The 23,181-nt window shown below is 61.5% G+C and carries 25 protein-coding genes; 22 read left to right on the top strand and 3 right to left on the bottom strand.

The annotated features are described in order from the left end of the window. The first annotated feature begins 16 nt into the window (after nt 1–16). The 5 genes from yajC to nlpI all read left to right on the top strand — a co-directional run bounded on the left by yajC (nt 17) and on the right by nlpI (nt 4,679). Nucleotides 17–352, top strand: a complete 336-nt coding sequence (gene yajC, locus ACFWHB_RS09110) for a preprotein translocase subunit YajC (protein WP_395950016.1) — start codon at nt 17–19, stop codon at nt 350–352. 18 nt (nt 353–370) lie between these two features. Continuing rightward, on the top strand, nt 371–2,224 hold the full coding sequence (gene secD / locus ACFWHB_RS09115; RefSeq protein ID WP_395950017.1) for a protein translocase subunit SecD: 1,854 nt from the start codon (nt 371–373) through the stop codon (nt 2,222–2,224). Nucleotides 2,225–2,233: 9 nt separating this feature from the next. Beyond that, entirely contained in the window at nt 2,234–3,181 is a 948-nt protein-coding gene (gene secF / locus ACFWHB_RS09120; RefSeq protein ID WP_395950018.1) for a protein translocase subunit SecF, read from the top strand. Nucleotides 3,182–3,287: 106 nt separating this feature from the next. Further along, entirely contained in the window at nt 3,288–3,656 is a 369-nt protein-coding gene (locus tag ACFWHB_RS09125; protein ID WP_163137803.1) for a rhodanese-like domain-containing protein, read from the top strand. A gap of 90 nt (nt 3,657–3,746) precedes the next feature. Continuing rightward, nucleotides 3,747–4,679 (top strand): lipoprotein NlpI, encoded by a 933-nt coding sequence (gene nlpI, locus ACFWHB_RS09130; protein ID WP_395950020.1) that lies wholly within the window; start codon nt 3,747–3,749, stop codon nt 4,677–4,679. A gap of 151 nt (nt 4,680–4,830) precedes the next feature. On the opposite strand, the gene ACFWHB_RS09135 is transcribed toward nlpI, so the two are convergent. After that, a complete protein-coding gene (locus ACFWHB_RS09135) occupies nt 4,831–5,703 on the bottom strand; it encodes a U32 family peptidase (RefSeq protein WP_395950021.1) in 873 nt (290 codons plus the stop codon). A 12-nt stretch (nt 5,704–5,715) separates the two neighbouring features. Continuing rightward, nucleotides 5,716–6,711: a ubiquinone anaerobic biosynthesis protein UbiU gene (locus ACFWHB_RS09140; protein WP_395950022.1), complete on the bottom strand. Its 996-nt coding sequence runs from the start codon at nt 6,709–6,711 to the stop codon at nt 5,716–5,718. A 190-nt stretch (nt 6,712–6,901) separates the two neighbouring features. Between ACFWHB_RS09140 and ACFWHB_RS09145 the strand changes: the two genes are divergently transcribed. Further along, a complete protein-coding gene (locus ACFWHB_RS09145) occupies nt 6,902–7,417 on the top strand; it encodes a ubiquinone anaerobic biosynthesis accessory factor UbiT (protein ID WP_290071010.1) in 516 nt (171 codons plus the stop codon). Here ACFWHB_RS09145 and ACFWHB_RS09150 read toward each other — a convergent pair. Continuing rightward, nucleotides 7,382–7,798 (bottom strand): hypothetical protein, encoded by a 417-nt coding sequence (locus tag ACFWHB_RS09150; protein ID WP_106886574.1) that lies wholly within the window; start codon nt 7,796–7,798, stop codon nt 7,382–7,384. The two genes, ACFWHB_RS09145 and ACFWHB_RS09150, sit on opposite strands and share 36 nt — an antisense overlap. 183 nt (nt 7,799–7,981) lie before the next feature. On the opposite strand from ACFWHB_RS09150, the gene trmJ reads away from it, so the two are divergent. From trmJ to hisS, 16 genes are all read left to right on the top strand, one after another. Further along, the gene (gene trmJ / locus ACFWHB_RS09155) at nt 7,982–8,713 is read left to right on the top strand and encodes a tRNA (cytosine(32)/uridine(32)-2'-O)-methyltransferase TrmJ (RefSeq protein ID WP_290071009.1); all 732 of its coding nucleotides are present in this window, start codon (nt 7,982–7,984) and stop codon (nt 8,711–8,713) included. A 93-nt stretch (nt 8,714–8,806) separates the two neighbouring features. Next, nucleotides 8,807–9,310, top strand: a complete 504-nt coding sequence (iscR, locus tag ACFWHB_RS09160; RefSeq protein ID WP_025327241.1) for a Fe-S cluster assembly transcriptional regulator IscR — start codon at nt 8,807–8,809, stop codon at nt 9,308–9,310. A gap of 52 nt (nt 9,311–9,362) precedes the next feature. Further along, entirely contained in the window at nt 9,363–10,577 is a 1,215-nt protein-coding gene (locus ACFWHB_RS09165; RefSeq protein ID WP_395950023.1) for an IscS subfamily cysteine desulfurase, read from the top strand. A 54-nt stretch (nt 10,578–10,631) separates the two neighbouring features. After that, nucleotides 10,632–11,015: a Fe-S cluster assembly scaffold IscU gene (gene iscU, locus ACFWHB_RS09170; RefSeq protein ID WP_005299770.1), complete on the top strand. Its 384-nt coding sequence runs from the start codon at nt 10,632–10,634 to the stop codon at nt 11,013–11,015. Nucleotides 11,016–11,030: 15 nt separating this feature from the next. Beyond that, a complete protein-coding gene (gene iscA, locus ACFWHB_RS09175) occupies nt 11,031–11,354 on the top strand; it encodes an iron-sulfur cluster assembly protein IscA (RefSeq protein WP_005324290.1) in 324 nt (107 codons plus the stop codon). Between the two features lie 86 nt (nt 11,355–11,440). Next, complete coding sequence (gene hscB, locus ACFWHB_RS09180) at nt 11,441–11,959, top strand: co-chaperone HscB (RefSeq protein WP_025327239.1); 519 nt, start codon at nt 11,441–11,443, stop codon at nt 11,957–11,959. A gap of 28 nt (nt 11,960–11,987) precedes the next feature. Continuing rightward, a complete protein-coding gene (hscA, locus tag ACFWHB_RS09185) occupies nt 11,988–13,850 on the top strand; it encodes a Fe-S protein assembly chaperone HscA (RefSeq protein WP_395950024.1) in 1,863 nt (620 codons plus the stop codon). A 1-nt stretch (nt 13,851) separates the two neighbouring features. After that, the gene (gene fdx / locus ACFWHB_RS09190) at nt 13,852–14,190 is read left to right on the top strand and encodes an ISC system 2Fe-2S type ferredoxin (RefSeq protein WP_005324284.1); all 339 of its coding nucleotides are present in this window, start codon (nt 13,852–13,854) and stop codon (nt 14,188–14,190) included. A gap of 158 nt (nt 14,191–14,348) precedes the next feature. Beyond that, entirely contained in the window at nt 14,349–15,653 is a 1,305-nt protein-coding gene (gene pepB, locus ACFWHB_RS09195; protein WP_395950025.1) for an aminopeptidase PepB, read from the top strand. Beyond that, on the top strand, nt 15,650–16,942 hold the full coding sequence (pepB, locus tag ACFWHB_RS09200) for an aminopeptidase PepB (protein ID WP_290029758.1): 1,293 nt from the start codon (nt 15,650–15,652) through the stop codon (nt 16,940–16,942). The genes pepB (ACFWHB_RS09195) and pepB (ACFWHB_RS09200) overlap by 4 nt, the downstream gene beginning before the upstream one ends. 270 nt (nt 16,943–17,212) lie before the next feature. After that, entirely contained in the window at nt 17,213–17,641 is a 429-nt protein-coding gene (gene ndk / locus ACFWHB_RS09205; protein WP_005324280.1) for a nucleoside-diphosphate kinase, read from the top strand. A 168-nt stretch (nt 17,642–17,809) separates the two neighbouring features. Continuing rightward, nucleotides 17,810–18,913 (top strand): bifunctional tRNA (adenosine(37)-C2)-methyltransferase TrmG/ribosomal RNA large subunit methyltransferase RlmN, encoded by a 1,104-nt coding sequence (locus ACFWHB_RS09210; protein ID WP_395950026.1) that lies wholly within the window; start codon nt 17,810–17,812, stop codon nt 18,911–18,913. Nucleotides 18,914–18,925: 12 nt separating this feature from the next. Continuing rightward, a complete protein-coding gene (gene tapF / locus ACFWHB_RS09215; RefSeq protein ID WP_106886581.1) occupies nt 18,926–19,717 on the top strand; it encodes a PilW family type IVa pilus biogenesis/stability lipoprotein TapF in 792 nt (263 codons plus the stop codon). Further along, on the top strand, nt 19,707–20,636 hold the full coding sequence (locus ACFWHB_RS09220) for a RodZ domain-containing protein (RefSeq protein ID WP_163137810.1): 930 nt from the start codon (nt 19,707–19,709) through the stop codon (nt 20,634–20,636). Before tapF ends, ACFWHB_RS09220 begins: the two co-directional genes overlap by 11 nt. 10 nt (nt 20,637–20,646) lie before the next feature. Then, nucleotides 20,647–21,762: a flavodoxin-dependent (E)-4-hydroxy-3-methylbut-2-enyl-diphosphate synthase gene (gene ispG, locus ACFWHB_RS09225; protein WP_025327232.1), complete on the top strand. Its 1,116-nt coding sequence runs from the start codon at nt 20,647–20,649 to the stop codon at nt 21,760–21,762. Between the two features lie 139 nt (nt 21,763–21,901). Further along, nucleotides 21,902–23,179 (top strand): histidine--tRNA ligase, encoded by a 1,278-nt coding sequence (gene hisS, locus ACFWHB_RS09230; RefSeq protein WP_205641911.1) that lies wholly within the window; start codon nt 21,902–21,904, stop codon nt 23,177–23,179. Nucleotides 23,180–23,181: the final 2 nt, after the last annotated feature.

Genomic DNA, 23,181 nt, shown 5'->3' on the forward strand with positions numbered 1-23,181 from the left:
AATAAGAGGTTGTTAAATGAGCATTATCTCCAAGGCGTATGCAGAAGGCGCAGCTCCGGGTGCACAGGGTGGTGGCATGGAAATGATCATCATGCTGGCCGTGTTTGGCCTCATCTTCTATTTCATGATCTATCGTCCCCAGGCCAAGCGCGCCAAGACTCATCGCGATCTGATGAGCTCCCTGGCCAAGGGTGACGAAGTGCTCACCTCCGGTGGCCTGGTCGGCAAGATCGCCAAGGTCTCCACCGATAGCGAATACATAGTGCTGGCCCTGAACGATCAGACCCAAGTCACCATCAAGCGTGATTTCGTCTCTGCCGTTCTGCCCAAGGGTTCTATCCAGTCCCTTTAATCTCCCGAGGAGCACAGCGTGTTAAATCGCTATCCGCTGTGGAAATACCTGATGGTGATCGTCGTGATCGCCATCGGTTTTCTATATGCAGCCCCCAATCTTTACGGCGAAGACCCGGCCTTGCAGGTATCTGCCAGCCGTGGTGCCGAAGTCAAACTAGAGACGCTCGATCAGGTGAAGGAGACGCTCGAAGCGGCTCAGATCCCGGTCAAACATGCTGCGTTCGAACACGGTTTCATCCTGATCCGGTTCACCAATACCGAAGACCAGCTCAAGGCACGTGACATCGTCGCCAACAAGCTGGGCGACAACTTCATCACTGCCCTCAACCTGGCACCTTCCACTCCTGCCTGGCTCGAAGCCATAGGCGCCGCTCCCCTCAAGCTGGGTCTGGACCTGCGCGGTGGTGTGCACTTCCTGATGGAAGTGGACATGGCCGAGGCGCTGACCAAGCAGCAAGAGCAGATGGTGCAGGATTTCCGCTCCGAGCTGCGCACGCAGAAGATCCGTTACTCCGGCGTGCGCCGGGTCGGTGATCAGGTGCAGGTGGTGTTCCGCGAGGAGGCCGATCAGGCCAAGGCGACCTCTTTCCTGCGTCGGCAGAATCCGGATCTCACCTTCACCACGGAGCAGAAAGGGGATGACTTCATCCTGCTGGCTGGCCTGAGTGAAGCCAAGATCAAGGAAGTGAAGAAGTACGCCCTCGAGCAGAACATCACCATCATCCGTAACCGGGTGAACGAGCTGGGTGTGGCTGAGCCGCTGGTACAACAGCAGGGTGCCGAGCGCATCGTGGTGGAGCTGCCCGGTATCCAGGACACTGCCCGTGCCAAGGAGATCCTGGGGGCCACCGCCACCCTGGAGTTCCACATGGTCGATGAGGCCGCCGACATCCAGGCCGCTGCCGCGGGCCGGGTGCCGCCGAGCTCCAAGGTCTACAACGATCGCAATGGTCGTCCAGTGGTGCTGCAAAAGCGCGTGATCCTGACCGGTGACCACATAGTGGGTGCCCAGTCCGGTTTCGATGAATACAGCCGTCCCCAGGTCAACATCAAGCTCGATGGCCAGGGTGGTAACAAGATGGCCAACTTTACCAAGGACAACGTCGGTAAGGGCATGGCCACCGTCTTCATCGAGTACAAGCCGGTGGGACAACCCGGTCCGGACGGCAAGCGCAAGTTCCGCAAGCAGGAGGAGGTGATCAACGTCGCCACCATCCAGTCGCGCCTTGGCAGCCAGTTCCGCATCACCGGCATCGACAACGCCAACGAAGCCCACAACCTGGCGCTGCTGCTGCGTGCCGGTGCCCTGATAGCCCCCATCCAGATAGTCGAAGAGCGCACCATAGGCCCGAGCCTGGGTCAGCAGAACATCGACAGCGGTATGGAGGCCATCGGCTGGGCCATGCTGGTGATAGTGCTCTTCATGGGGATCTACTACCGTGCGTTCGGCTGGGTGGCTAACCTGGCCCTCTCCATGAACCTGGTGCTGATCGTCGGCATCATGTCGATGATACCCGGGGCCACCATGACACTGCCGGGTATCGCCGGTATCGTGCTGACGCTGGGCATGGCGGTGGATGCGAACGTGCTGATCTACGAGCGTATTCGTGAAGAGATCCGCAACGGCCGCGGGGTGCAGCAAGCCATCCACATGGGCTTCGACCGCGCCTTCTCGACCATCGCCGACTCGAACGTCACCTCGCTCATCACCTGTGTGATCCTGTTTGGTATCGGCACCGGCGCCATCAAGGGCTTCGCCCTGACCCTGGGCATAGGTCTGACCGCCTCCATGTTTACGGCCATTACTGTATCCCGCGCCATCATCAACCTGGCCTGGGGCGGACGGCGCATCGACAAGCTGCCGATCTAAGGAAGAGACATGTTTCAGATTCTACATTTTGAAAAGCCCATCCCCTTCATGCGTTTCGCCAAGTCGGGAATGGTGTTCTCTGCCTTGCTGACGATGCTTGCCCTGTTCTGCCTGTTCGATCGCGGTCTGAACTGGGGGCTGGACTTTACCGGGGGCACCACCATAGAGGTGGGGTTCCAGCAATCGGTGAGCCTGGACAAGATGCACGAAGCGCTGGATCAGCAGAAAATTGAAGGGGCGACCCTGCAATTCTTCGGCTCCAGCCGCGACGTGCTGGTGCGCATGGCCCCTCAGGAGGGGGTCAAGGTCGAGCAGCAGGGCAACGAGGTGCTGGCGGCCGCCAAGCTGATCGACGAGAGCGCCGTGCTCAAGCGGGTCGAGTTCGTCGGTCCTTCGGTGGGTGACGAGCTGGCGACAGACGGTGCCCTGGCCATGCTGGCCTCCATCCTCTGTATCCTGGCCTACGTGGCGGTGCGCTTCGAATGGCGTCTGGCGATGGGGGGCATCCTCTCCCTGGCGCACGACGTCATCATCACCCTCGGCATCTTCGCCTACTTCCAGTACGAGTTCGATCTGACCGTGCTGGCGGCGCTGATGACCCTGGTGGGCTACTCCCTGAACGACACCATAGTGGTGTTCGACCGCCTGCGGGAGAACTTCCGCAAGGTGCGCAAGGGGGATACCGCCTTCATCATGGATCTCTCCATGACCGAGACCCTGAGCCGGACCATCATCACCTCGGGGTTGACCTTCGTGGTGGTGGTGGCGCTGCTGCTCAAGGGCGGCCCGCTGATCCACGGTTTTGCCATCGCCATGGTGATAGGGGTGGCCTTCGGGACCTACTCCTCCATCTATGTGGCGAGTGCCTCTGCCATGTTCTTCGGGGTCAAGCGGGAGCACATGCTGCCGACCCAGGTGGAAAAAGAAGGGGCGGATCAGCAAGAGATCCTGCCGTAACAGACAAGGGCGCCACAAGGCGCCCTTTCTCTTGGGGGGCGGCTGAGTCATTATGCTCCCCAGTACCCATCCTCATGACCCATTGCAAGAATGCAAGGAGCAAGCCATGCAACACAATCCCCGTTTTCTGGCCCTGGTAGAGGCCATTCGCCCGCAGATACGGGAAACCGACGTGCACCAGATCAGGCGCTGGCAGGAAGAAGGCCGTGTTTTTCACCTGATCGATGTAAGGGAAGATAACGAGTGGGCGAAAGGGCACCTGCCGGGGGCCGAACACCTTGGCCGCGGCGTGATGGAGCGGGACATCGAGACCCGTTTTCCCGATCCCGACACCGAGCTCTACCTCTATTGTGGTGGGGGATTTCGCTCCATCCTGGCGGCGGACAACCTGCAAAAGATGGGGTATTCCCGGGTGGTCAGCGTCGATGGAGGCTTTCGTGGTTGGCGTGACGCCGGATACCCTGTCGAATCCTGATTTATTTGAGGGATAGGGGTTGCGCCACATGACAAAAGGCCGGTTGACCTTTACCATATGCGGGGTCAAGCGTAAGCGTCGGAGTGTTCATTGAACGTCAGGATAGGGATTGGATACCTCACCGGTATCCTGTTGTTGCTCCCCATGTGGGGATGCAGCAGTAGCAGTCAGGTTACAGCGCCTCAAGTTCCCAAGCCGCAACCCGCTTCATTGGTATTGGCGACCCCCTTGCAGGTCTCCTACCAGAGCGAGTTGGCCTTGGCGCGACTCGGGCAGATGCTCAGTGAAATGGAATTGACGACCGAACAGCGCGCCGAGTTGTTCTATGAGCGTGCCGTGGTGTTTGACCGGGTTGGCCTTCGTTCCCTCGCTCGGCTCGACTTCAACCGCGCCCTGCGGGAGAAGCCCGACTTTGCCGAGGCTTACAACTTCATCGGTGTCTATCTGGTTCAGCAACAGAACTATGACGAGGCCTATGAGGCATTCGATTCGGCTCTCGAGCTCGCCCCGGATTACGATTACGCCTACCTCAACCGTGGCATAGCGCTCTATTACGGCAACAGGCCCGAGCTTGCCACCGCCGACATGAAGCGTTTCTACGAGGCGCAGCCGGAAGATCCCTACCGGGTGATCTGGCTCTATCTGGCCGAGCAGAAGCTCAACGGGCCGGCGGCCATGAGCCGGATGCGCGAGCGGCTGAACAAGTATGACGACGACGCCTGGAACTGGGATCTGGTCCGCCTCTATACCGGCGAGGTCAACGCCACCCAGCTGATGGGCAACGTGGTGAAAGGAGTGAAGGACAACCGGGAGCTCGCCGAGCGCCTGTGCGAGACCTACTTCTACCTCGGCAAGTTCGAGCTGGCCAAGGGCAACCGCAAGGAAGCCATCAGCTACTTCAAGCTGGCGCTGGCCAACAACGTCTATGACTTCATCGAGCATCGCTATGCCCTGCTCGAGCTGGAGCTGATGGCGCGCAAGCCCTTGCCGCCGGGTGCCCAGGGCAAAAACAGCAAAGCGTGAGAAGGGCATCAGCCCTCAGTGAAAAAGGCCTCTTGATGAGGCCTTTTTGCTGTCTGTTGCTGAGGGATGCGGGGTGTCATTCCACTGTCATTCCACCAGGCTCATGCGGGGACCTCTGGTGCCGGTAGCCGTGGCGGCCGTCCCCGCCTGATTACTCCACCAGGCTCATGCCGGGGATCTGCCGCCAGTAACCGTTGCAGTCCCGCTCCTGCTGCAGGGGCAGCGGTGCCTGACCCTGCTGGTTGGCCTTGAAACGGGCCAGCATGTCGAGTGTCTCCATCCCTTCGGGGGAGAGGCGCACCACATCCACCAGTCCCGCCATGCCTTCGAGCTCGTTGCCGAGGTTGTAGCAGTAGCCGGACTGGGTCTGGATGCCGTTGAGATTGAACACCTTCTGCCCCTCGCGGCTGTAGGCCAGTCGCCCAGTAGGGTAGTGTATGCAGGCGAGCTCGCAATTGTCCTTGGGCTTGTCGAGGGATCGGGCGGTGAAGCAGCGCGCCGAGTAGGCGAGCGGCAGGTGGCCGTAGGCGAACACCTCCACCTCGAACTGCTGGCGGGCGCTGCCCAGATCCTCATTGAGCTGCACCAGCCAGTCGCGGGAGAGCTCCACCGGCATCACCCAGCGTCGCATCCCCTGTTTGAGCAGCATGCGCAGCACTTCGGCGTTGTAGGCATTGATGGCCGGGCCGCACACGAAGGGCAGCCCCGCCTCCCAGGCGAGCTGGACTGTGCCGAGATCGTTGGCCTCGACCATGAGATCGCCGTTGTCGACCAGCCGCTTGACCTCCTTGAGCTCCGACGGCGCCGAGATCAGCGCCAGGGTGGAGAGCACGGCCTGCTTGCCCGAGCTCGCCACCTGGCGGGCCAGGGCAATCCAGTCATCCCCTTTCAGTTCACGGCGCTTGCTGCACACCGTCTCGCCCAGATAGATGATGTCGGCCTGGCTCTGCGCCGCCGCCTCATAGAAGGCCTGGGTATCGGCCTTGGGCCAGTAGAAGAGCAGGGGTCCGAGAGAGAATTGCATGATGTGCTCCTTTTATTGCCACTGGCGATGATAGGCGCCGAGGGTGGTCTGGCTTCCCTCGGAGACGCGGGCAAGCTGGGCATCCCACTCGCTCTTGACGCTGTAGGCGTCGGGGTTGGCCTGATAGGCGTCGATGGCGGCGCGCCAGACCCGGGTTACCTGCTCGACATAGGCGGGGCTGCGCTGGCGACCCTCGATCTTGACCGACTGGATCCCGGTCTGGAACAGCTCAGGTAACAAGCCAAGCGTGTTGAGACTGGTGGGCTCCTCCAGGGCGTGATAGGTCTGGCCATCCACCTCGAAACGCCCCTTGCACAGGGTCGGGTAACCGGCGTTTTCCCCGGGGCCGTAGCGGTCGATCAGCACCTCGTTGAGCCGCGATTCGAGGCCGTTCGGGGTCTCCTCCCAGCGCACGAACTTGGCGGGGGAGCAGGCGCCCACTGTGTTGGGGCTCTCGCCGGTCATGTAGGAGGAGAGATAGCAGCGCCCCTCCGCCATGATGCAGAGGCTGCCGAAGGCGAACACCTCGAGGCCGACGTCGGTTTCGCGGGCCAGCTGCCTGACCTGATGCATGGAGAGCACCCGTGGCAAGACCACCCGGCCGACGTTGAAGTGCTGCTGGTAGAAGCGAATGGCGGCGGCGTTGGTGGCGCTGGCCTGGACAGAGACATGGAGCTCCATGTCGGGATGATGGCGGCTGGCGTAATCCAGCACGGCGAGATCGGCGATGATCAGGGCATCGGCACCGAGTGCCACCCCTCGGTCCACCGCCTGCTTCCATCTGGCATCCGATCCCGGGTGGGCGAAGGTGTTGATGGCGATGTGCAGCTTGCGACCGTGCTGGTGCACATAGTCCACCGCTCTTTCCAGCTTGCTGTCGGTGAAGTTGAGCCCGGCGAAGTGGCGGGCATTGGTGTCGTCCTTGAAGCCGATATAGACGGCATCGGCCCCGTTATCCACGGCTGTCTTCAGTGCCGGCAGGGTGCCTGCCGGGCAGAGTAATTCCATCGGGTACGCTCCGAGAGGGCAAAAATGCAAAAAGTGGCCCGATTGTATGCAGGCTTGGGCCCCCGCTTTTTGACCTGAGGCAGCTTTAGGTGGCTTTACCCTTCTTGAGGTAAGTCGGCACAAGTTTGATTTTCAACAGGATCCTGATAATTGCACTGTGTTTGAATGGGCAAAAAACTGGGAGTTTATCGTGTTTCATCAACTGCAACGCCGCCTGGTCGAACAGGCCCCTCGTCTCTTGCGCCATCCCCTCAAGCTGGTGCCCTTCACCCTGCAGCAAAACCTGATGGAGGCCTTGCTGGCGCAGGCGTTCAAGGAGGCCATCCAGGATGGGGACTTCGCCTTCCTGGCGGGCAAGTGGCTCAAGGTCGAGGTGTCGGATCTCGAGCTCTGCTGGTTTGTCAGCGAGCGAGCGGGAAAACTGGTGGTGGCCCGTGAATGCGAGCGAGCCGATGTCTGCTTCAGCGGCAGCAGCCAGGATCTCATCCTGATTGCCGGTCGCAAGGAGGATCCGGACTCCCTCTTCTTCCAGCGCAGGCTGAAGATTGAAGGGGATACCGAGCTGGGCCTTGAGGTGAAGAACCTGATGGACAGCCTGGATCTCGATGGGCTGCCCGGGCTGATGAAATATCCCCTGACGGATCTGGCCACCCTGATAGAGCGGGTGCGATCAGCGCAGGATCCGCTGCCCGCGTCTATGGCCTGAGCCGCGTCTCAGCTGCAGGGCCAGCCCCCGGGTATGGTGGCGGTGACGCCGCCGGGCCCACAGGCAGCGGCCAGCCCAGAGGCAGGGGAGCAGGGCGAGCAGGGCCGTGGTGTCAGGCAGGCGCAGCAGCACCAGCCCGAGTGCCAGCCACAGGAAAGGCAGGGCCTCGTAGTACCACTCCGGTTGCAGCCAGCGCTTGGCGGGATAGATGACCAGATCGGTGCGCCTGTAGTTGGAGCGCATCATCCAGATGAGGGCGCCCACGGCAAACAGCAGGGTCGCCGCGAGCCAGAGCAGCGGGGAGTGGGCAAAGGACCACAGCACGGCGGAGAGCAGCAGGTAAAGCAGCGGCAGTTGTTCGTAGATCCAGGGGGGCAGCATGAAAGGGTGACTCCGGGTAATGCAGCTGACCCTCTAAGGTTAGCCCTCCCTTTTCCCGTCTTCAGGCCGGTTGGTTATACGAACCATCACTTTTGTTCTGAAATGCAGGGTCAGAAGCGGTGCCAAAATAGCGATTGGTTATGTTACAATTGCGCGCCATTTTTGACTGAAGATTGACTGGGCATGTTGGATCAGATTCGTATCGTGTTGGTAAACACCTCTCACACCGGCAACATGGGGTCTGCGGCGAGAGCCATGAAGACCATGGGGCTGACGCAGCTGGTGTTGGTTGATCCGCAAGCCTTGCCAGATGACGATGCCATCGCCCTGGCGGCAGGGGCCAGCGATGTGCTGGCCAATGCCCGCATAGTCCCGACGCTGGATGACGCCATCGCCGATTGCGGCCTGGTCATCGGCACCAGTGCCCGATCCCGCACCCTGAGCTGGCCCATGCTGGATCCCCGCGAAGCGGGCGAGAAGCTGGTAGCGGAAGGGGTGGAGCACCCGGTCGCTCTGGTGTTTGGCCGTGAACGCACCGGCCTCACCAACGATGAGCTGCAAAAATGCCACTATCACGTGGCCATCCCGGCCAATCCCGAATACAGCTCCCTCAATCTGGCCATGGCGGTGCAGACCCTCTGCTACGAGGTGCGCATGCACTGGCTGGCGACTCAGGAGACTGACACAGCGGCAGAGGCGGAGCGGGTCGATTACCCCAGCGCGCAGCAGTTGGAAGGCTTCTATCAACACCTGGAGCAGACTCTGCAGAAGACAGGTTTCATCGCCGATGATCATCCCGGTCATGTGATGAGCAAGCTGCGTCGTCTGTTCAATCGCGCCCGGCCGGAAGTGGTTGAATTGAATATATTGCGGGGCATTCTCACCTCGGTGCAGAAAGCCCGGCCGCAGGATTAATCCCGACTGATTTACTCAACCATATACTTGACTGTTTTAGTCGGGTATGTGACCATGTGCCCATATTGATTTGTTCGCAAGACGGTAAGGCATATGAGACTGACCTCAAAAGGACGTTACGCTGTGACAGCCATGCTAGACGTGGCGTTGCATGCAGAGCAGGGGCCCGTTCCCCTGGCTGATATTTCAGAGCGCCAGGGCATCTCCTTGTCCTATCTGGAACAACTGTTTGCCCGTCTGCGCAAGCATGGACTGGTGAGCAGCGTGCGCGGCCCTGGCGGCGGTTATCGCCTCGGCCTGGCCCCTGGCGAGATCTCGGTAGGTCAGGTGATCACCGCGGTCGATGAGTCGGTCGATGCGACCAAGTGTCTCGGCAAGGGTGGCTGCCATGGCGGTACCCAGTGTCTGACCCACTCCCTGTGGCGTGACTTGAGCGAGCGCATTTCCAGTTTCCTGGGTGACATCACCCTGGCGGAGCTGGTCGGCCAGGCCGATGTGCGCCGCATCGCCGGCAAGCAAGATGAACAAATGAAAACCGTGTTGTCCCTGGTTGACCGGGCAGAACGCGGTGATGTGAGCTTGAAAGTCCAACTATAAACGTGCTTTCCACGACGAGTCGCTGTGTGACTCCGTCGTAACGGAGAAAAACATGAAACTGCCTATTTACCTTGATTATTCGGCAACCTGTCCGGTGGACCCGCGTGTCGCAGAAAAAATGATGCAGTGCCTCACCATGGACGGCCTGTTTGGCAATCCTGCCTCCCGCTCTCACCGTTTCGGCTGGCAGGCCGAAGAGGCGGTGGACCTGGCCCGTAATCAAGTGGCAGAGCTGATTGGTGCAGATCCTCGCGAGATCGTCTTCACCTCCGGCGCGACCGAATCCAACAACCTGGCCATCAAGGGCATAGCCCACTTCTATGCTGGCAAGGGCAAGCACATCATCACCTCCAAGACCGAACACAAGGCGGTGCTCGACACCTGCCGTCAGCTGGAGCGTGAAGGTTACGAGGTGACCTACCTCGAGCCGATGCCCAGCGGCCTGTTCACTCTGGAGCAGATCGAAGGCGCCCTGCGCGATGACACCATTCTGGTCAGCATCATGCACGTCAACAACGAGATCGGTGTGGTGCAAGATATCACCGCCATCGGCGAGCTGTGCCGCTCCCGCAAGATCCTGCTGCACGTGGACGCAGTCCAGAGCGTGGGCAAGATCCCGGTCGACGTGGAAGCGCTGAAAGTGGATCTGCTCTCCATGTCCGCCCACAAGGTATACGGTCCTAAGGGCATAGGTGCCCTGTACGTGCGCCGCAAGCCGCGGGTCCGCCTGGAAGCCCAGATGCACGGTGGTGGTCATGAGCGCGGCATGCGTTCCGGCACCCTGGCGACCCACCAGATCGTCGGCATGGGCGAGGCCTTCCGCATCGCCAAGGAAGAGATGGCGAGCGAGAGCCAGCACATCATGGCCCTGCGTCAGCGTCTGTGGAACGGCATCAAGAACATCGAAGAAGTCTATATCAACGGCGATCTGGACCATCGTGTCCCGGGTAACCTGAACGTCAGCTTCGCCTATGTGGAAGGGGAATCCCTCATCATGGCGCTGAAGGATCTGGCTGTCTCTTCCGGTTCGGCCTGTACCTCGGCCAGCCTGGAACCTTCCTACGTGTTGCGCGCCCTGGGCCTGAACGACGAGCTGGCACACAGCTCCATCCGTTTCAGCATCGGTCGCTTCACCACAGAGGAAGAGATCGACTACGCAATCAAGCTCATCTGCGACTCCATCGGTCGTCTGCGCGAGATGTCCCCCCTGTGGGAGATGTTCAAGGACGGCGTCGATCTGAACACGGTCGAATGGGCACATCACTGATCCTTGCCAGCGTGGCAAGTGTTTGGTGAACAACGGAATTAGCAGGAGTTAGATATGGCTTACAGTGAAAAAGTAATCGACCACTACGAGAATCCCCGCAACGTCGGTGGTTTTGACAAGAACGATCCCAGCATCGCGACCGGCATGGTCGGCGCCCCGGCCTGTGGCGACGTGATGAAGCTGCAACTGAAGATCAGCGACGACGGCATCATCGAAGATGCCAAGTTCAAGACCTACGGCTGTGGCTCCGCCATCGCCTCCAGCTCCCTGGTGACCGAGTGGGTCAAGGGCAAGACCCTGGACGAAGCCGCCGGCATCAAGAATACCGACATCGCCGAAGAGCTGGCCCTGCCACCGGTGAAGATCCACTGCTCCATTCTGGCGGAGGATGCCATCAAGGCCGCCATCGCCGATTACAAGCAGAAGAAAGGTCTCTAAGGTCCGGAGAGCAGTATGGCCATTACCATGACAGATGCCGCAGCGGCACGGGTTTCCTCTTTCATAACCAACCGGGGCAAGGGCATAGGCCTGCGCCTCGGCGTTAAGACCACCGGCTGTTCTGGCCTTGCCTATGTGCTCGAGTTTGTGGATGAGCTGGCCGCTGAGGATCAGGTGTTCGAGCAGAACGGTGTCAAGATCATCGTCGATGCCAAGAGCCTGATCCATCTGGATGGCACCGAGCTGGACTTCGTCAAGGAGGGCCTCAACGAGGGCTTCCAGTTCAACAACCCGAACGCCAAGGGCGAGTGCGGTTGTGGCGAGAGCTTCAGCGTCTAATCGATGAAGCCGGCAGCCTGCTGCCGGCTTTGCCGTTCAAGATGGATGTTGAGCAAGGCACTAGCCTTCGAGTCTGAGGACACAGAATGAATCATTTCGAGCTGTTCGGGCTGGCAGAGGGCTTCGAGCTCGATACCCGCCAACTGGCAGACACCTACCGCCAGTTGCAAACCCGGTTCCACCCCGATCGTTTTGCCACCGCCCCCGAGCGGGAGCAGTTGGCCGCGGTGCAGCGTGCCGCCCAGATCAACGATGCCTTCACTACCCTCAAGTCCCCCCTGCGCCGAGCCGAATACCTGCTCTCCCTGCGCGGCACCGACATTCGAGGCGAGCAACAGACTCTGCAAGACACCTCTTTCCTGATGCAACAGCTGGAGTGGCGCGAGCGTCTGGCTGACCTGAAAGGGAATGCGAGTCCTGAGCGTGCCATCGAAGATTTTCGTCGCGAGATCAGGCATGATCACCAGTCTCTGATGCAACGGCTGACCGACGCCCTCACCGCGGGTGAAGATCTGACGGCGGCCGATTGCGTGCGCAAACTCAAGTTTGTCGACAAGCTCCTCGAGGAGCTGGAACGATTCGAAGACTCGCTGTTCGAGTCTTGACCCTCTAACGCTGGAATTGTGATTACCCATGGCATTACTGCAAATCGCCGAGCCCGGCCAGAGCGCCGCGCCTCATCAGCACAAACGTGCCGTTGGCATCGATCTCGGCACCACCAACTCCCTGGTCGCGGCAGTGCGCAGCGGCCAGGCCGACACCCTCTGTGACGAGCAAGGGCGCGATCTGCTGCCCTCTGTGGTGCACTATCAAGCTGCCGGGAGCCAGGCCGACGCCATCCGGGTGGGCTTTGACGCCAAGCGTGAAGCCGCCCTCGATCCCCACAACACCATAGTCTCGGTCAAACGGATGATGGGCAAGGCGCTGGCCGACATGGATACCCGTCAGCAGCCTTACGAGTTCGTGGCCGCCGACAACGGCATGCCCCAGATCCAGACCCGCCAGGGGCTGGTCAATCCGGTGCAGGTCTCGGCCGAGATCCTGAAAAAACTGGCCGAGCGCGGCGCAGCCTCCCTCGGCGGCGACCTCGACGGCGTGGTCATTACTGTGCCCGCCTATTTCGACGACGCCCAGCGCCAGGGCACCAAGGATGCGGCTCGTCTGGCCGGCCTGCACGTGCTGCGGCTGCTCAACGAGCCCACTGCCGCCGCCATCGCCTATGGCCTCGACTCCGGTCAGGAAGGGGTGATCGCCGTCTATGACCTCGGGGGTGGCACCTTTGACATCTCCATCCTGCGCCTGCATCGCGGGGTATTCGAGGTGATGGCCACCGGCGGCGACTCGGCGCTGGGGGGCGATGACTTCGATCACCTGCTGGCGGACTGGATCAAGGCACAAGCCGGCCTGAGCGGCCAGCTCGATGCCCGCACCCAGCGCGAGCTGCTGGACGTGGCGGCGGCGGTCAAGCACGGCCTGACCGATGCCGACCGCGTTCCCTGCACCTTTGCCGGCTGGCAGGGGGAGGTGAGCCGCAGCCAGTTTGACGAGCTCATCATGCCGCTGGTCAAGCGCACCCTGCTGGCCTGCCGCCGCGCCCTGCGCGATGCGGGGCTCGAGCAGGTGGAAGTGCTGGAAGTGGTGATGGTGGGGGGCTCCACCCGGGTGCCTCTGGTGCGCGAGCAGGTGGGAGACTTCTTCCAGCGTACGCCGCTGACCAGCATAGATCCGGACAAGGTGGTCGCCATCGGCGCCGCCATCCAGGCGGACATCCTGGTGGGCAACAAGCCCGATGCCGAGATGCTGCTGCTGGACGTCATCCCGCTCTCTCTGGGTCTCGAGACCATGGGGGGGCTCGCCGAGAAGGTGATCCCGCGCAACACCACCATACCGGTGGCTCGCGCCCAGGAGTTCACCACCTTCAAGGATGGACAGACTGCCATGGCCATTCACGTGGTGCAGGGAGAGCGCGAGCTGGTGGCGGATTGCCGCTCCCTGGCCCGCTTCACCCTGACCGGCATTCCGCCCATGGCGGCCGGCGCCGCCCACATTCGCGTCACCTTCCAGGTGGATGCGGACGGGCTGCTGTCGGTCAGCGCCATGGAGAAGTCCTCCGGCGTGCAGGCGGAGATCCAGGTCAAGCCCTCCTATGGCTTGGCGGAAGAGGACATCCTCAGCATGCTGAGCGCCTCCATCGCCAATGCCCAGCAGGACATGGATGCCCGCATGCTGGCGGAGCAGCAGGTCGAAGCCGATCGGGTGGTGGAGAGCCTCAATGCGGCGCTGGCCGCCGATGGCGAGGCGCTGTTGAGCGCGGCTGAGCGTGCCGAGATCGATACCGCGATCCATCATCTGCTGGCCATGCGTGCCACAGGCACAACCAATCAAATCAAAGATGCCATCGAGGCGGCGGATGCCGTCAGTGGCGAGTTTGCGGCCCGTCGCATGGATGCCTCCATTCGCAAGGTGCTGACCGGCCAAAACGTCAACAAGGTGTAATATGCCAAAACTGATCATTCTGCCTCACCCCGAACTCTGTCCGGACGGCGCTGCCCTCGAGGGTGCGACCGGTGAGACCATACTGGACATCGCCCTGCGCAACGGCATCGAGATCGAGCATGCCTGCGAGAAGTCCTGTGCCTGTACCACCTGCCACTGCGTGGTGCGGGAGGGCTTTGACTCCCTCGAGCCGAGCGATGAGCTGGAAGATGACATGCTGGACAAGGCATGGGGGCTGGAGCCGGAATCCCGCCTGAGCTGCCAGGCCCGTCTGGCGGACGAGGATCTGGTGGTGGAACTGCCCAAGTACACCATCAACCTCGCCTCCGAGCGTCATTGATTGACCCGCTAATTACACATGAGTGAATTGCGCGTGCAGCATCCCATGGTGCAGTGATGATATGGTGAAGGCCGTACCCCTCGGGGGAACGGCCTTTTTTGTTTCCGTTACCCCGCGTTGTTAATGAATCGTGCCAAGAAAAAAGGAAGCAAGAGAAGATGGCTGACATGATGAAGGTACTGTTATCCGCCCAGGCCGCTGCCGCCGTCTGGGGTGAAGGCGCCCTGCTCAGTTTCAGCGGTGAGGAGACCCTGATCCATCTGGGCGCCACCGCCCAGCAGCAGGATGCCTTGCGCACCATTCAGCGGGCAGCCCGCCGACTCGAGTCGAGTGGCATCAAGCGGGTGAGCCTGGCCGGTGAGGGTTGGGATCTGGAGCGTCGTTACGCCTTCGCCCAGGGCTTCTATGCCGCCAAGGGGCAGCGTGAACTGGACTTCGGCGAGCAGAGCGCGGCGCAGGCCCGCGAGCTGGAGGCGCTGATCAAGGCGACCCGCTGGGTGCGCGAGGTGACCAACGGTTGCCCGGAAGAGATCTACCCCATGAGCCTGGCGGAGTCCGCCCTGCTGCTGATCCGCGGCCTGGGTGGCGATCAGGTCACCGCCCGCATCACCGCAGGAGAAGCCCTGCGGGAGGCCGGTCATATCGGGATCTGGTCGGTGGGCCGCGGCAGCGAGCGCGAGCCCGTGCTGCTGGAGCTGGACTACAACCCGACCGGGGATCACAACGCCCCCGTGGTGGCGGCCCTGGTGGGCAAGGGCATCACCTTCGACTCCGGCGGCTACTCCATGAAGTCCTCTGACAACATGCTGCCGATGAAGTCCGACATGGGCGGTGCCGCCATGGTGACCGGCGCCCTGGCGCTCGCCATCAGCCGTGGCCTCGACAAGCGAGTGAAGCTCATTCTCTGCTGCGCCGAGAACCTGGTCTCCGGCCACGCCTTCAAGCTGGGTGACATCCTCACCTACAAGAACGGCATCTCGGTGGAGATCCAGAACACTGACGCAGAAGGGCGTCTGGTGCTGGCCGACGGCCTGCTGGCGGCCTCCGACAGCGGCGCGGCCCACATTCTCGATGCCGCCACCCTGACCGGCGCCGCCAAGACGGCGCTGGGCCGCGACTACAACGCCGTGTTTGCTCTCGACGAGGGGGAGCAAGCGCGCGCCCTGGCCGCCGCTAAAGCCGAGAACGAGAAGGCCTGGCCCCTGCCGCTGGAACCCTGGCATGTGGGTCAGCTCACCTCGGCCTTCGCCGAGCTGGGCAACGTCGCCTCCGCCGAAGGCACAGCCGGTGCCACCACGGCGGCCGCGTTTTTGTCGCGCTTCGTGCGTGACGAGGGCAAGGGTTGGGTGCACCTGGATCTCGCCGCCTCCTATCAAAAATCCGGCAACGAACTGTGGGCGACCGGCGCCAAGGGTCACGGTCTGCGCACTATCGCCCGCTGGCTGCAGGAGGTGACTCAATGAACATCTGGCTGAGCCGTGAATTTGCCGCCCCCGAGTGGGGAGAGGGGGCACTGCTTTCCCATCGCCCCGATGGCATGGTGATCCACCTGGTGACGGCGTCGCCCTTGCTGGACATCCAGCAGGCGGCCCGCCGCCTCTGTGGTCAGGGGATCCAGAAGGTCGCCCTGTGCGGTCACTGGGAGCGCGAACAGCAGTGGGCCTTCGCCCAGGGGTTGCAGACCCCCAAGGCAGAGGTGGAGCTGCAGTGGGCGACCTCGTCCGAAGAGGACAGGGAGGAGCTGGAGGCGCGCTGGCTGTGCGGGCGCTGGGTGCGCGAGATGACCAATGCGACCCCGGAGCAGCTGGGCCCGCTGGAGCTGGCGGTGGAGGCGGCGGCCTTCATCACCGAGCTGGCGCCGGACAGGATCAGCCATCGCATCCTCAAGGGGGAGGCGCTGCAACAGGCGGGTTGGGTCGGTCTCTATCAGGTTGGCCGCGGCAGCGATCGCGAGCCGGTGATGCTGGAGCTGGACTACAACCCCACCGGGGATCGCAATGCCCCCGTGGTGGCGGCCCTGGTGGGCAAGGGGATCACCTTCGACTCCGGCGGCTACTCCATGAAAACCTCCCAGGGCATGCTCACCATGAAGCATGACATGGGGGGGGCGGCCATCGTCACCGGCGCCCTGGCGCTGGCCATACTGCGCGGCCTCGACAAGCGGGTGAAGCTCATCCTCTGCTGCGCCGAGAACCTGGTCTCCGGCCATGCCTACAAGCTGGGTGACATCCTCACCTACAAGAACGGCACCACGGTCGAAATCGTCAACACAGACGCAGAGGGGCGCCTGGTGCTGGCCGACGGCCTGCAGCTCGCCGGTGAATCCGGCGCGCCCCTCATCATAGACGCCGCCACCCTGACGGGGGCCGCCGTGATGGCGCTGGGGGGACGCTACAACGCCCTGTTTGGCCTCGACAAGGGGCTGGTGAGCCGCGCCATGGCCTATTCGGATGCGGAGCAGGAGCCGGCCTGGCCGCTACCGCTCGAGCTCTGGCATCGTCAGCAGTGCCCGTCCCACTATGCCGATACGGCCAACAGCCGTCCGGTGCCGGGCGGTGGCCCGGGCGGTGCCTCCAACGCGGCGGGTTTCCTCTCCCGTTTCGTTGCCAACGAGGGGCAGGGCTGGCTGCACGTGGATCTGGCCGCCTGTTTCAGCGAGAACGGCGACAACCTCTGGGCCCCCGGGGCCAACACCCTGGGGATGCGCACCATAGCCCATACCCTGCTGGCGGAGACGCGCCGAGGGGCATGACAAGGCGAAAGGGCACCTCGGGGTGCCCTTTTCAGTGGTGCTGGTTATATGAGCAATAGATAAGGTTTTAGCGGGTTAGCGTGACTATCGTGCACAAGCGCACATTTTTTCTCAGTGCCATGGCACAAGATGAGTCACCATGTTGTTTCAAGGAATTATTTGTTTAATAAAAAGTTGCTTTTTTGTGTGTTATTTCTTTTTTTGTTTACGTATAATCGCCGCCGAACATGGATTCCTACAATAAAACTCTGTAGTTAAGGAAAGAACTCAATGGCTATCGAACGTACCTTCTCTATCGTCAAGCCGGACGCGGTCAGCAAGAACCTGATCGGTGCCATCTACAGCCGCTTCGAGAGCGCCGGCCTGAAAGTGGTCGCCGCCAAGATGCTGCACCTGAGCAGCGAGCAGGCCGCCGGTTTCTACGCCGAACACCAGGGCAAGCCTTTCTATGATGGCCTGGTCGCTTTCATGACCTCGGGTCCCGTCATGGTACAGGTGCTGGAAGGGGAAGACGCCATTCGCCGTCACCGCGAAATCATGGGCGCCACCAACCCGAAGGAGGCCCTGGCCGGCACCCTGCGTTCCTGCTACGCCGAGAGCATAGATCGCAACGCCGTGCACGGCTCCGATGCCCCGGCCTCTGCCGCCCGTGAAATCGCCTACTTCTTCTCCGACGCCGAGATCTGCCCGCGCGGCTGATTTTCGTCAGAAGATCAACAAGGGAGCCTCGGCTCCCTTTTGTTTTTTGGTCATTCGGTCAATATCCCCTTATTCTCCAGGTGGAAAGGCAGACCCATTATTTGTACAATGCCGCCCCCTGACGTAGGTCAGCCGATAATTTATGAAGTGTGTGAGCTGAGGCCCTTGATGAGCGAAACAAAAACCAACCTGCTGGATCTCGATCGGGATGCCATACGTGCCTTCTTCGTCGAGCTGGGCGAGAAGCCGTTCCGGGCAGATCAGATAATGAAGTGGATCTACCACTCCGGTTGTGATGACTTCGATCAGATGAGCAACGTCAACAAGGCGTTGCGTGAGCGTCTCAAGGCCATTGCCGAGATCCGTGCCCCCGAGATCAGCCGTGAACAACGCTCCGCAGATGGCACCATCAAGTGGGCCCTGCAGGTCGGGGATCAGGAAGTCGAGACCGTCTACATCCCGGAGGCGGATCGTGCGACCCTCTGTGTCTCCTCCCAGGTCGGCTGCGCCCTGGCGTGCACCTTCTGCTCCACCGCCCAGCAAGGTTTCAACCGCAACCTGAAGGTCTCCGAGATCATCGGCCAGGTCTGGCGCGCCGCCAAGGTAGTCGGTGGCAAGCGCCCCATCACCAACGTGGTGATGATGGGCATGGGCGAGCCGTTGCTGAACCTCGCCAACGTGGTGCCTGCCATGAGCCTGATGATGGATGACTTTGGTTTTGGCATCTCCAAGCGCCGCGTCACCCTCTCCACCTCAGGTGTGGTACCGGCACTGGACATGCTGGGGGACCAGATCGACGTGGCCCTGGCCATCTCCCTGCATGCGCCGAACGACAAGCTGCGCTCCGAGATCATGCCGATCAACGACAAGTACAACATCGAGGCCTTCCTGGCGGGTGTGCGCCGTTATCTGGCCAAATCCAACGCCAATGGCGGCCGGGTGACGGTGGAGTATGTGCTGCTCGATCATATCAATGACGACATGCAGCATGCCCACGAGCTGGCGCAGGTCCTCAAAGAGACCCCTTGCAAGATCAACCTGATCCCCTTCAACCCCTTCCCGGGCAATCCGTTCGGCAAGCCGAGCAACAGCCGCATCGACCGTTTCTCCAAGGTGCTGATGGAATACGGCCTGACCGTCATAGTGCGCAAGACCCGCGGGGATGACATAGACGCCGCCTGTGGCCAGCTGGTGGGGGAGGTGATCGACCGCACCAAGCGCACCATGAAAAATCGGATGCAACAGGATGGGATTTCCGTCAAAATGGTTTAACTCGCTAAGCCATTGTATAGACAGGAAATGGATATCCGTACATTGATCGTAGTGGCAGCGCTCTGCGCGCTGCCTGGCTGTGTCACCGAGACCACTTACGCTGGCCAGAATTCGACCCAGCGTGAAGTGGGTCCCGACTTCAAGGCGGCTGCCCAGACCCGTCTCGATCTGGGTATTCAATATCTGCGTCAGGGCAATGCCGAACAGGCCAAATTCAACCTTGACCGCGCCCTCCAGTACGATCCCAGCAACCCTCAGGTCTATATCGGCTTCGCCTATTTCTACCAGCAGGTATCCGATTTCAAGGCGGCCGAGGAGAACTACAAGAAGGCGCTGGCCATGGATCCGACCAATGCTGACGCGATGAACAACTACGGTGCCTTCCTGTGCAACCGTGGGCGTTTCGAGGAGGCAGAGAAGGCATTCCTGCAGGCGGTCAGCCAGCCAGATTACGTCAAGATCGCCGATACCTACGAGAATGCGGCGCTCTGCTCGGTGCAAAATAACAGAAATGACAAGGCCAACGAGTACTATCGTCTGGCCTTGGGGTATAATCCCCGCAATCCAAGGTTATTGCTGGACATGGCCGAGCTTTCCATGAAAGATGGCAAGCTGCCTGATGTGCAGTCTTACCTCGTGCGTTTTGCCGAAGTGGCAGACGAAAACGAGGAGAGCCTCTGGCTCCGGCTGCGGCTGGCCCAGGCCATGGACAAACCGGCATTACTTCACCAATTCGGGACTGAGCTGGTAAGGCAATATCCCACTTCGCAACAAGCCAAGCGTTACTTAGCCAATGACTACTGAACAGCCACACGATTTTCAAGACGACTCCCAGGCAGTGGGCCCAGGCCAGCTGCTGCGCAACGCCCGTGAACAGCTTGGCTGGACGCGAGAGCAGGTTGCGTCCCGCATTCACCTTCGTCTGACCCTGATCGCCGCCATCGAGGCGGATACCTACGACAAGCATACGTCCCACACCTTCATTCGCGGCTATCTGCGCGCCTATGCCAAGCTGGTCGGCATTCCCGAGGAGACCATACTCGCGGCCTACGACAAGCTGGGACTGACGCCGCCCGATAACATCGACATGCAGAGCTTCTCCCGTCGCTCCCGCCAGCAAGCCAACGATAGTCGGCTCAAGGTGGTGACCTGGCTGGTGATCCTGGTGCTGATCGCGCTCTCCATCGCATGGTGGTGGCAGAGCACTGCACGTCGTTCCGCCGGGGATGAAGCCCTGGCGGCGAGCGAAATGGGCACGGAGCAGACGATGTCTGTCGCCAGCGTGACGCCTGCCGTGGATGTCGCCGACCCCGTATTGCCCGTGGCCTCCGACGCCGTGGCGACGGAAGTTGTGGTGAGCGACGCCGCCGCCACAGTGCCGGCCGTCGTTGCCGCGACCAGTGCCGCCCTGTCTACCGAGACCTCGGCTGCTGAGGCAACCCTGGCACCGGCAGAGCCGGCCGCCACCGAACCTGGCAAGGCGCCCCAGCTCAAGATGAGCTTCACCGCCGACTGCTGGCTGGATGTCAAGGATGCCAACGGCAAGACCCTGTTCAGCGGTCTGAAGAAGGCGAACGACGAGCTTGTTCTGGAAGGACCCGAGCCACTCAGATTCATCGTTGGCGCGCCCATGGCGGTCAATCTCGAATACCAGGGCAAGTCCTTCGACATGAGCCGTTACAACAACGGTCGGACTGCTCGCTTCTCACTGCCGCAGGAGTAATCTGTCCGCCATGTCCGCTCACGAATCCCCCATTATTCGTCGTCAATCCAGGCAGATCATGGTCGGCAATGTGCCGGTTGGGGGCAATGCCCCCATCACGGTGCAAACCATGACCAACACCAAGACCACGGATGTCGCCGCCACCGTCGAGCAGATCCAGCGGATCGAGCGGGTCGGTGCTGACATAGTCCGGGTCTCGGTACCCACCATGGAAGCGGCGGAAGCCTTCAAGCTCATCAAACAGCAGACCCGCATTCCCATCGTCGCCGACATCCACTTCGACTACCGCATCGCCCTGAAAGTGGCCGAATACGGTGCCGACTGCCTGCGCATCAACCCGGGCAACATCGGCAACGAAGAGCGGGTGCGCGCCGTGGTCGACTGTGCCCGTCATTACAACATTCCGATCCGCATCGGCGTCAACGGCGGCTCCCTGGAGCGTGATATCCAGGAAAAGTATGGCGAGCCGACCCCGGAAGCCCTGCTCGAGTCGGCCATGCGCCACGTGGACTACCTGGATCGCCTCAACTTTGAGAATTTCAAGGTGAGCGTCAAGGCCTCCGATGTGTTCCTGGCGGTCGGTGCCTATCGCCTGCTGGCCAAGCAGATCGACCAGCCGCTGCACCTGGGGATCACCGAGGCGGGCGGCTTCCGTGCCGGCGCGGTGAAATCCGCCATCGGGCTCGGCATGCTGCTGGCCGATGGCATAGGCGACACCATCCGCATCTCCCTGGCCGCCGATCCGGTGGAAGAGGTGAAGGTGGGCTTCGATATTCTCAAGTCCCTGCGCATTCGCTCCCGCGGCATCAACTTCATCGCCTGTCCCTCCTGCTCCCGTCAGGAGTTCGATGTGATAGGGACGGTGAACGCCCTGGAAGAGCGGCTCGAGGACATCATCACCCCGATGGATGTTTCCATCATCGGCTGCGTGGTGAACGGCCCGGGCGAGGCCCTGGTCTCGGATCTGGGGCTGGCGGGCGCTGCCAACAAGAGTGCCTTCTACGAAGGGGGCCAGCGGGTCGACAGGCTCGACAACAAGGATCTCATCCCGACCCTGGAGCGCCGTATCCGCGCCCGGGCGGCCATGCTGGATCCGGCCAACCAGATCCAGGTGGACAAAGGTTGAACCATTGAGGGGCCACCTGGGGTGGCCCCGGCTTTAGGTTGTTGATTTTAAATCCCGCATCCGGGCACCCTGATTTTACCTCGGGGCCGAAAATCCCTATAATGCGGCCAAATTTTACCTCTTTTTCTCGAGTATCAACGTGGCAAAACAGATCCAAGCTATTCGCGGTATGAATGATTGCCTGCCGGAGCAGAGCCCGGTATGGCAGAAAGTGGAACAGATCCTGCGCCAGGTCGTCGCCAGCTACGGCTACAGCGAAGTGCGCATGCCCATCGTCGAACAGACCCATCTGTTCAAGCGCGCCATCGGTGAAGTGACCGACGTGGTCGAAAAAGAGATGTACACCTTTGAAGACCGCAACGGCGACAGCCTGAGCCTGCGTCCGGAAGGGACCGCCAGCTGCGTCCGTGCCGGCATCGAGCACGGCCTGCTCTACAACCAGGAACGCCGGATGTGGTACATGGGCCCCATGTTCCGTCACGAGCGTCCCCAGAAGGGCCGTTATCGCCAGTTCCACCAGTTCGGGGTCGAGCTGTTTGGCATCAACGGGCCTGATATCGACGCCGAGCTCATCATGCTGACCCACCGCCTGTGGCGTCTGTTCGGCATCAGCGATCACGTCACCCTGCAGCTCAACACCCTGGGTCAGAGCGACGAGCGCGCCGCTTACCGCGATGCCCTGGTGGCCTACCTGGAGCAGTACAAGAGCGAGCTGGATGAAGAGAGCCAGCGCCGCATGTACAGCAACCCGCTGCGAGTGCTCGACTCCAAGGACGAGAAGGTACAGGCCATTCTGGTGGGTGCCCCCCGTCTGTTCGATCACCTGGGTGAAGAGAGCCTGGCCCACTTCGAGGGGCTCAAGCGCCTGCTCGAGTCTGCCGGCATCCAATACGAGGTGAACGAGCGTCTGGTACGCGGCCTCGACTACTACAACCTCACCGTGTTCGAGTGGGTGACGAGCAGCCTGGGCGCTCAGGGTACAGTCCTGGCCGGAGGCCGTTACGACGGTCTGGTGGAGCAACTCGGCGGTCAGGCGACCCCGGGCGTGGGCTTTGCCATGGGCATGGAGCGCCTGGTGCTGATGCTCGAAACCCTCGAGCTCAACGCCGACATCCGCCCGGCGGTGGATGTCTATCTGGCCATGGTGGGCGAGGGCACCGAGCAGGCTGGCTTCCAGCTTGCCGAGCGCCTGCGCGACGCCCTGCCGGACTTGCGCCTGATGAGCCACTGCGGTGGCGGCAACTTCAAGAAACAACTCAAGCGTGCCGACAAGAGCGGCGCGGCCATTGCCCTGATCCTCGGCGAGACCGAGGTGCAAAGCGGGGAGATCACCATCAAATATCTGCGTGGCCAGGCCGAGCAACAGACCGTCTCGGTCGATGCCGCCATCGCCCTGCTGGCAGCTAAAGGAGAGTAAGC

The sequence above is a fragment of the Aeromonas mytilicola subsp. aquatica genome, assembly GCF_044336385.1.
In the GTDB taxonomy this organism is placed as follows: Bacteria; Pseudomonadota; Gammaproteobacteria; order Enterobacterales; family Aeromonadaceae; genus Aeromonas; species Aeromonas rivipollensis.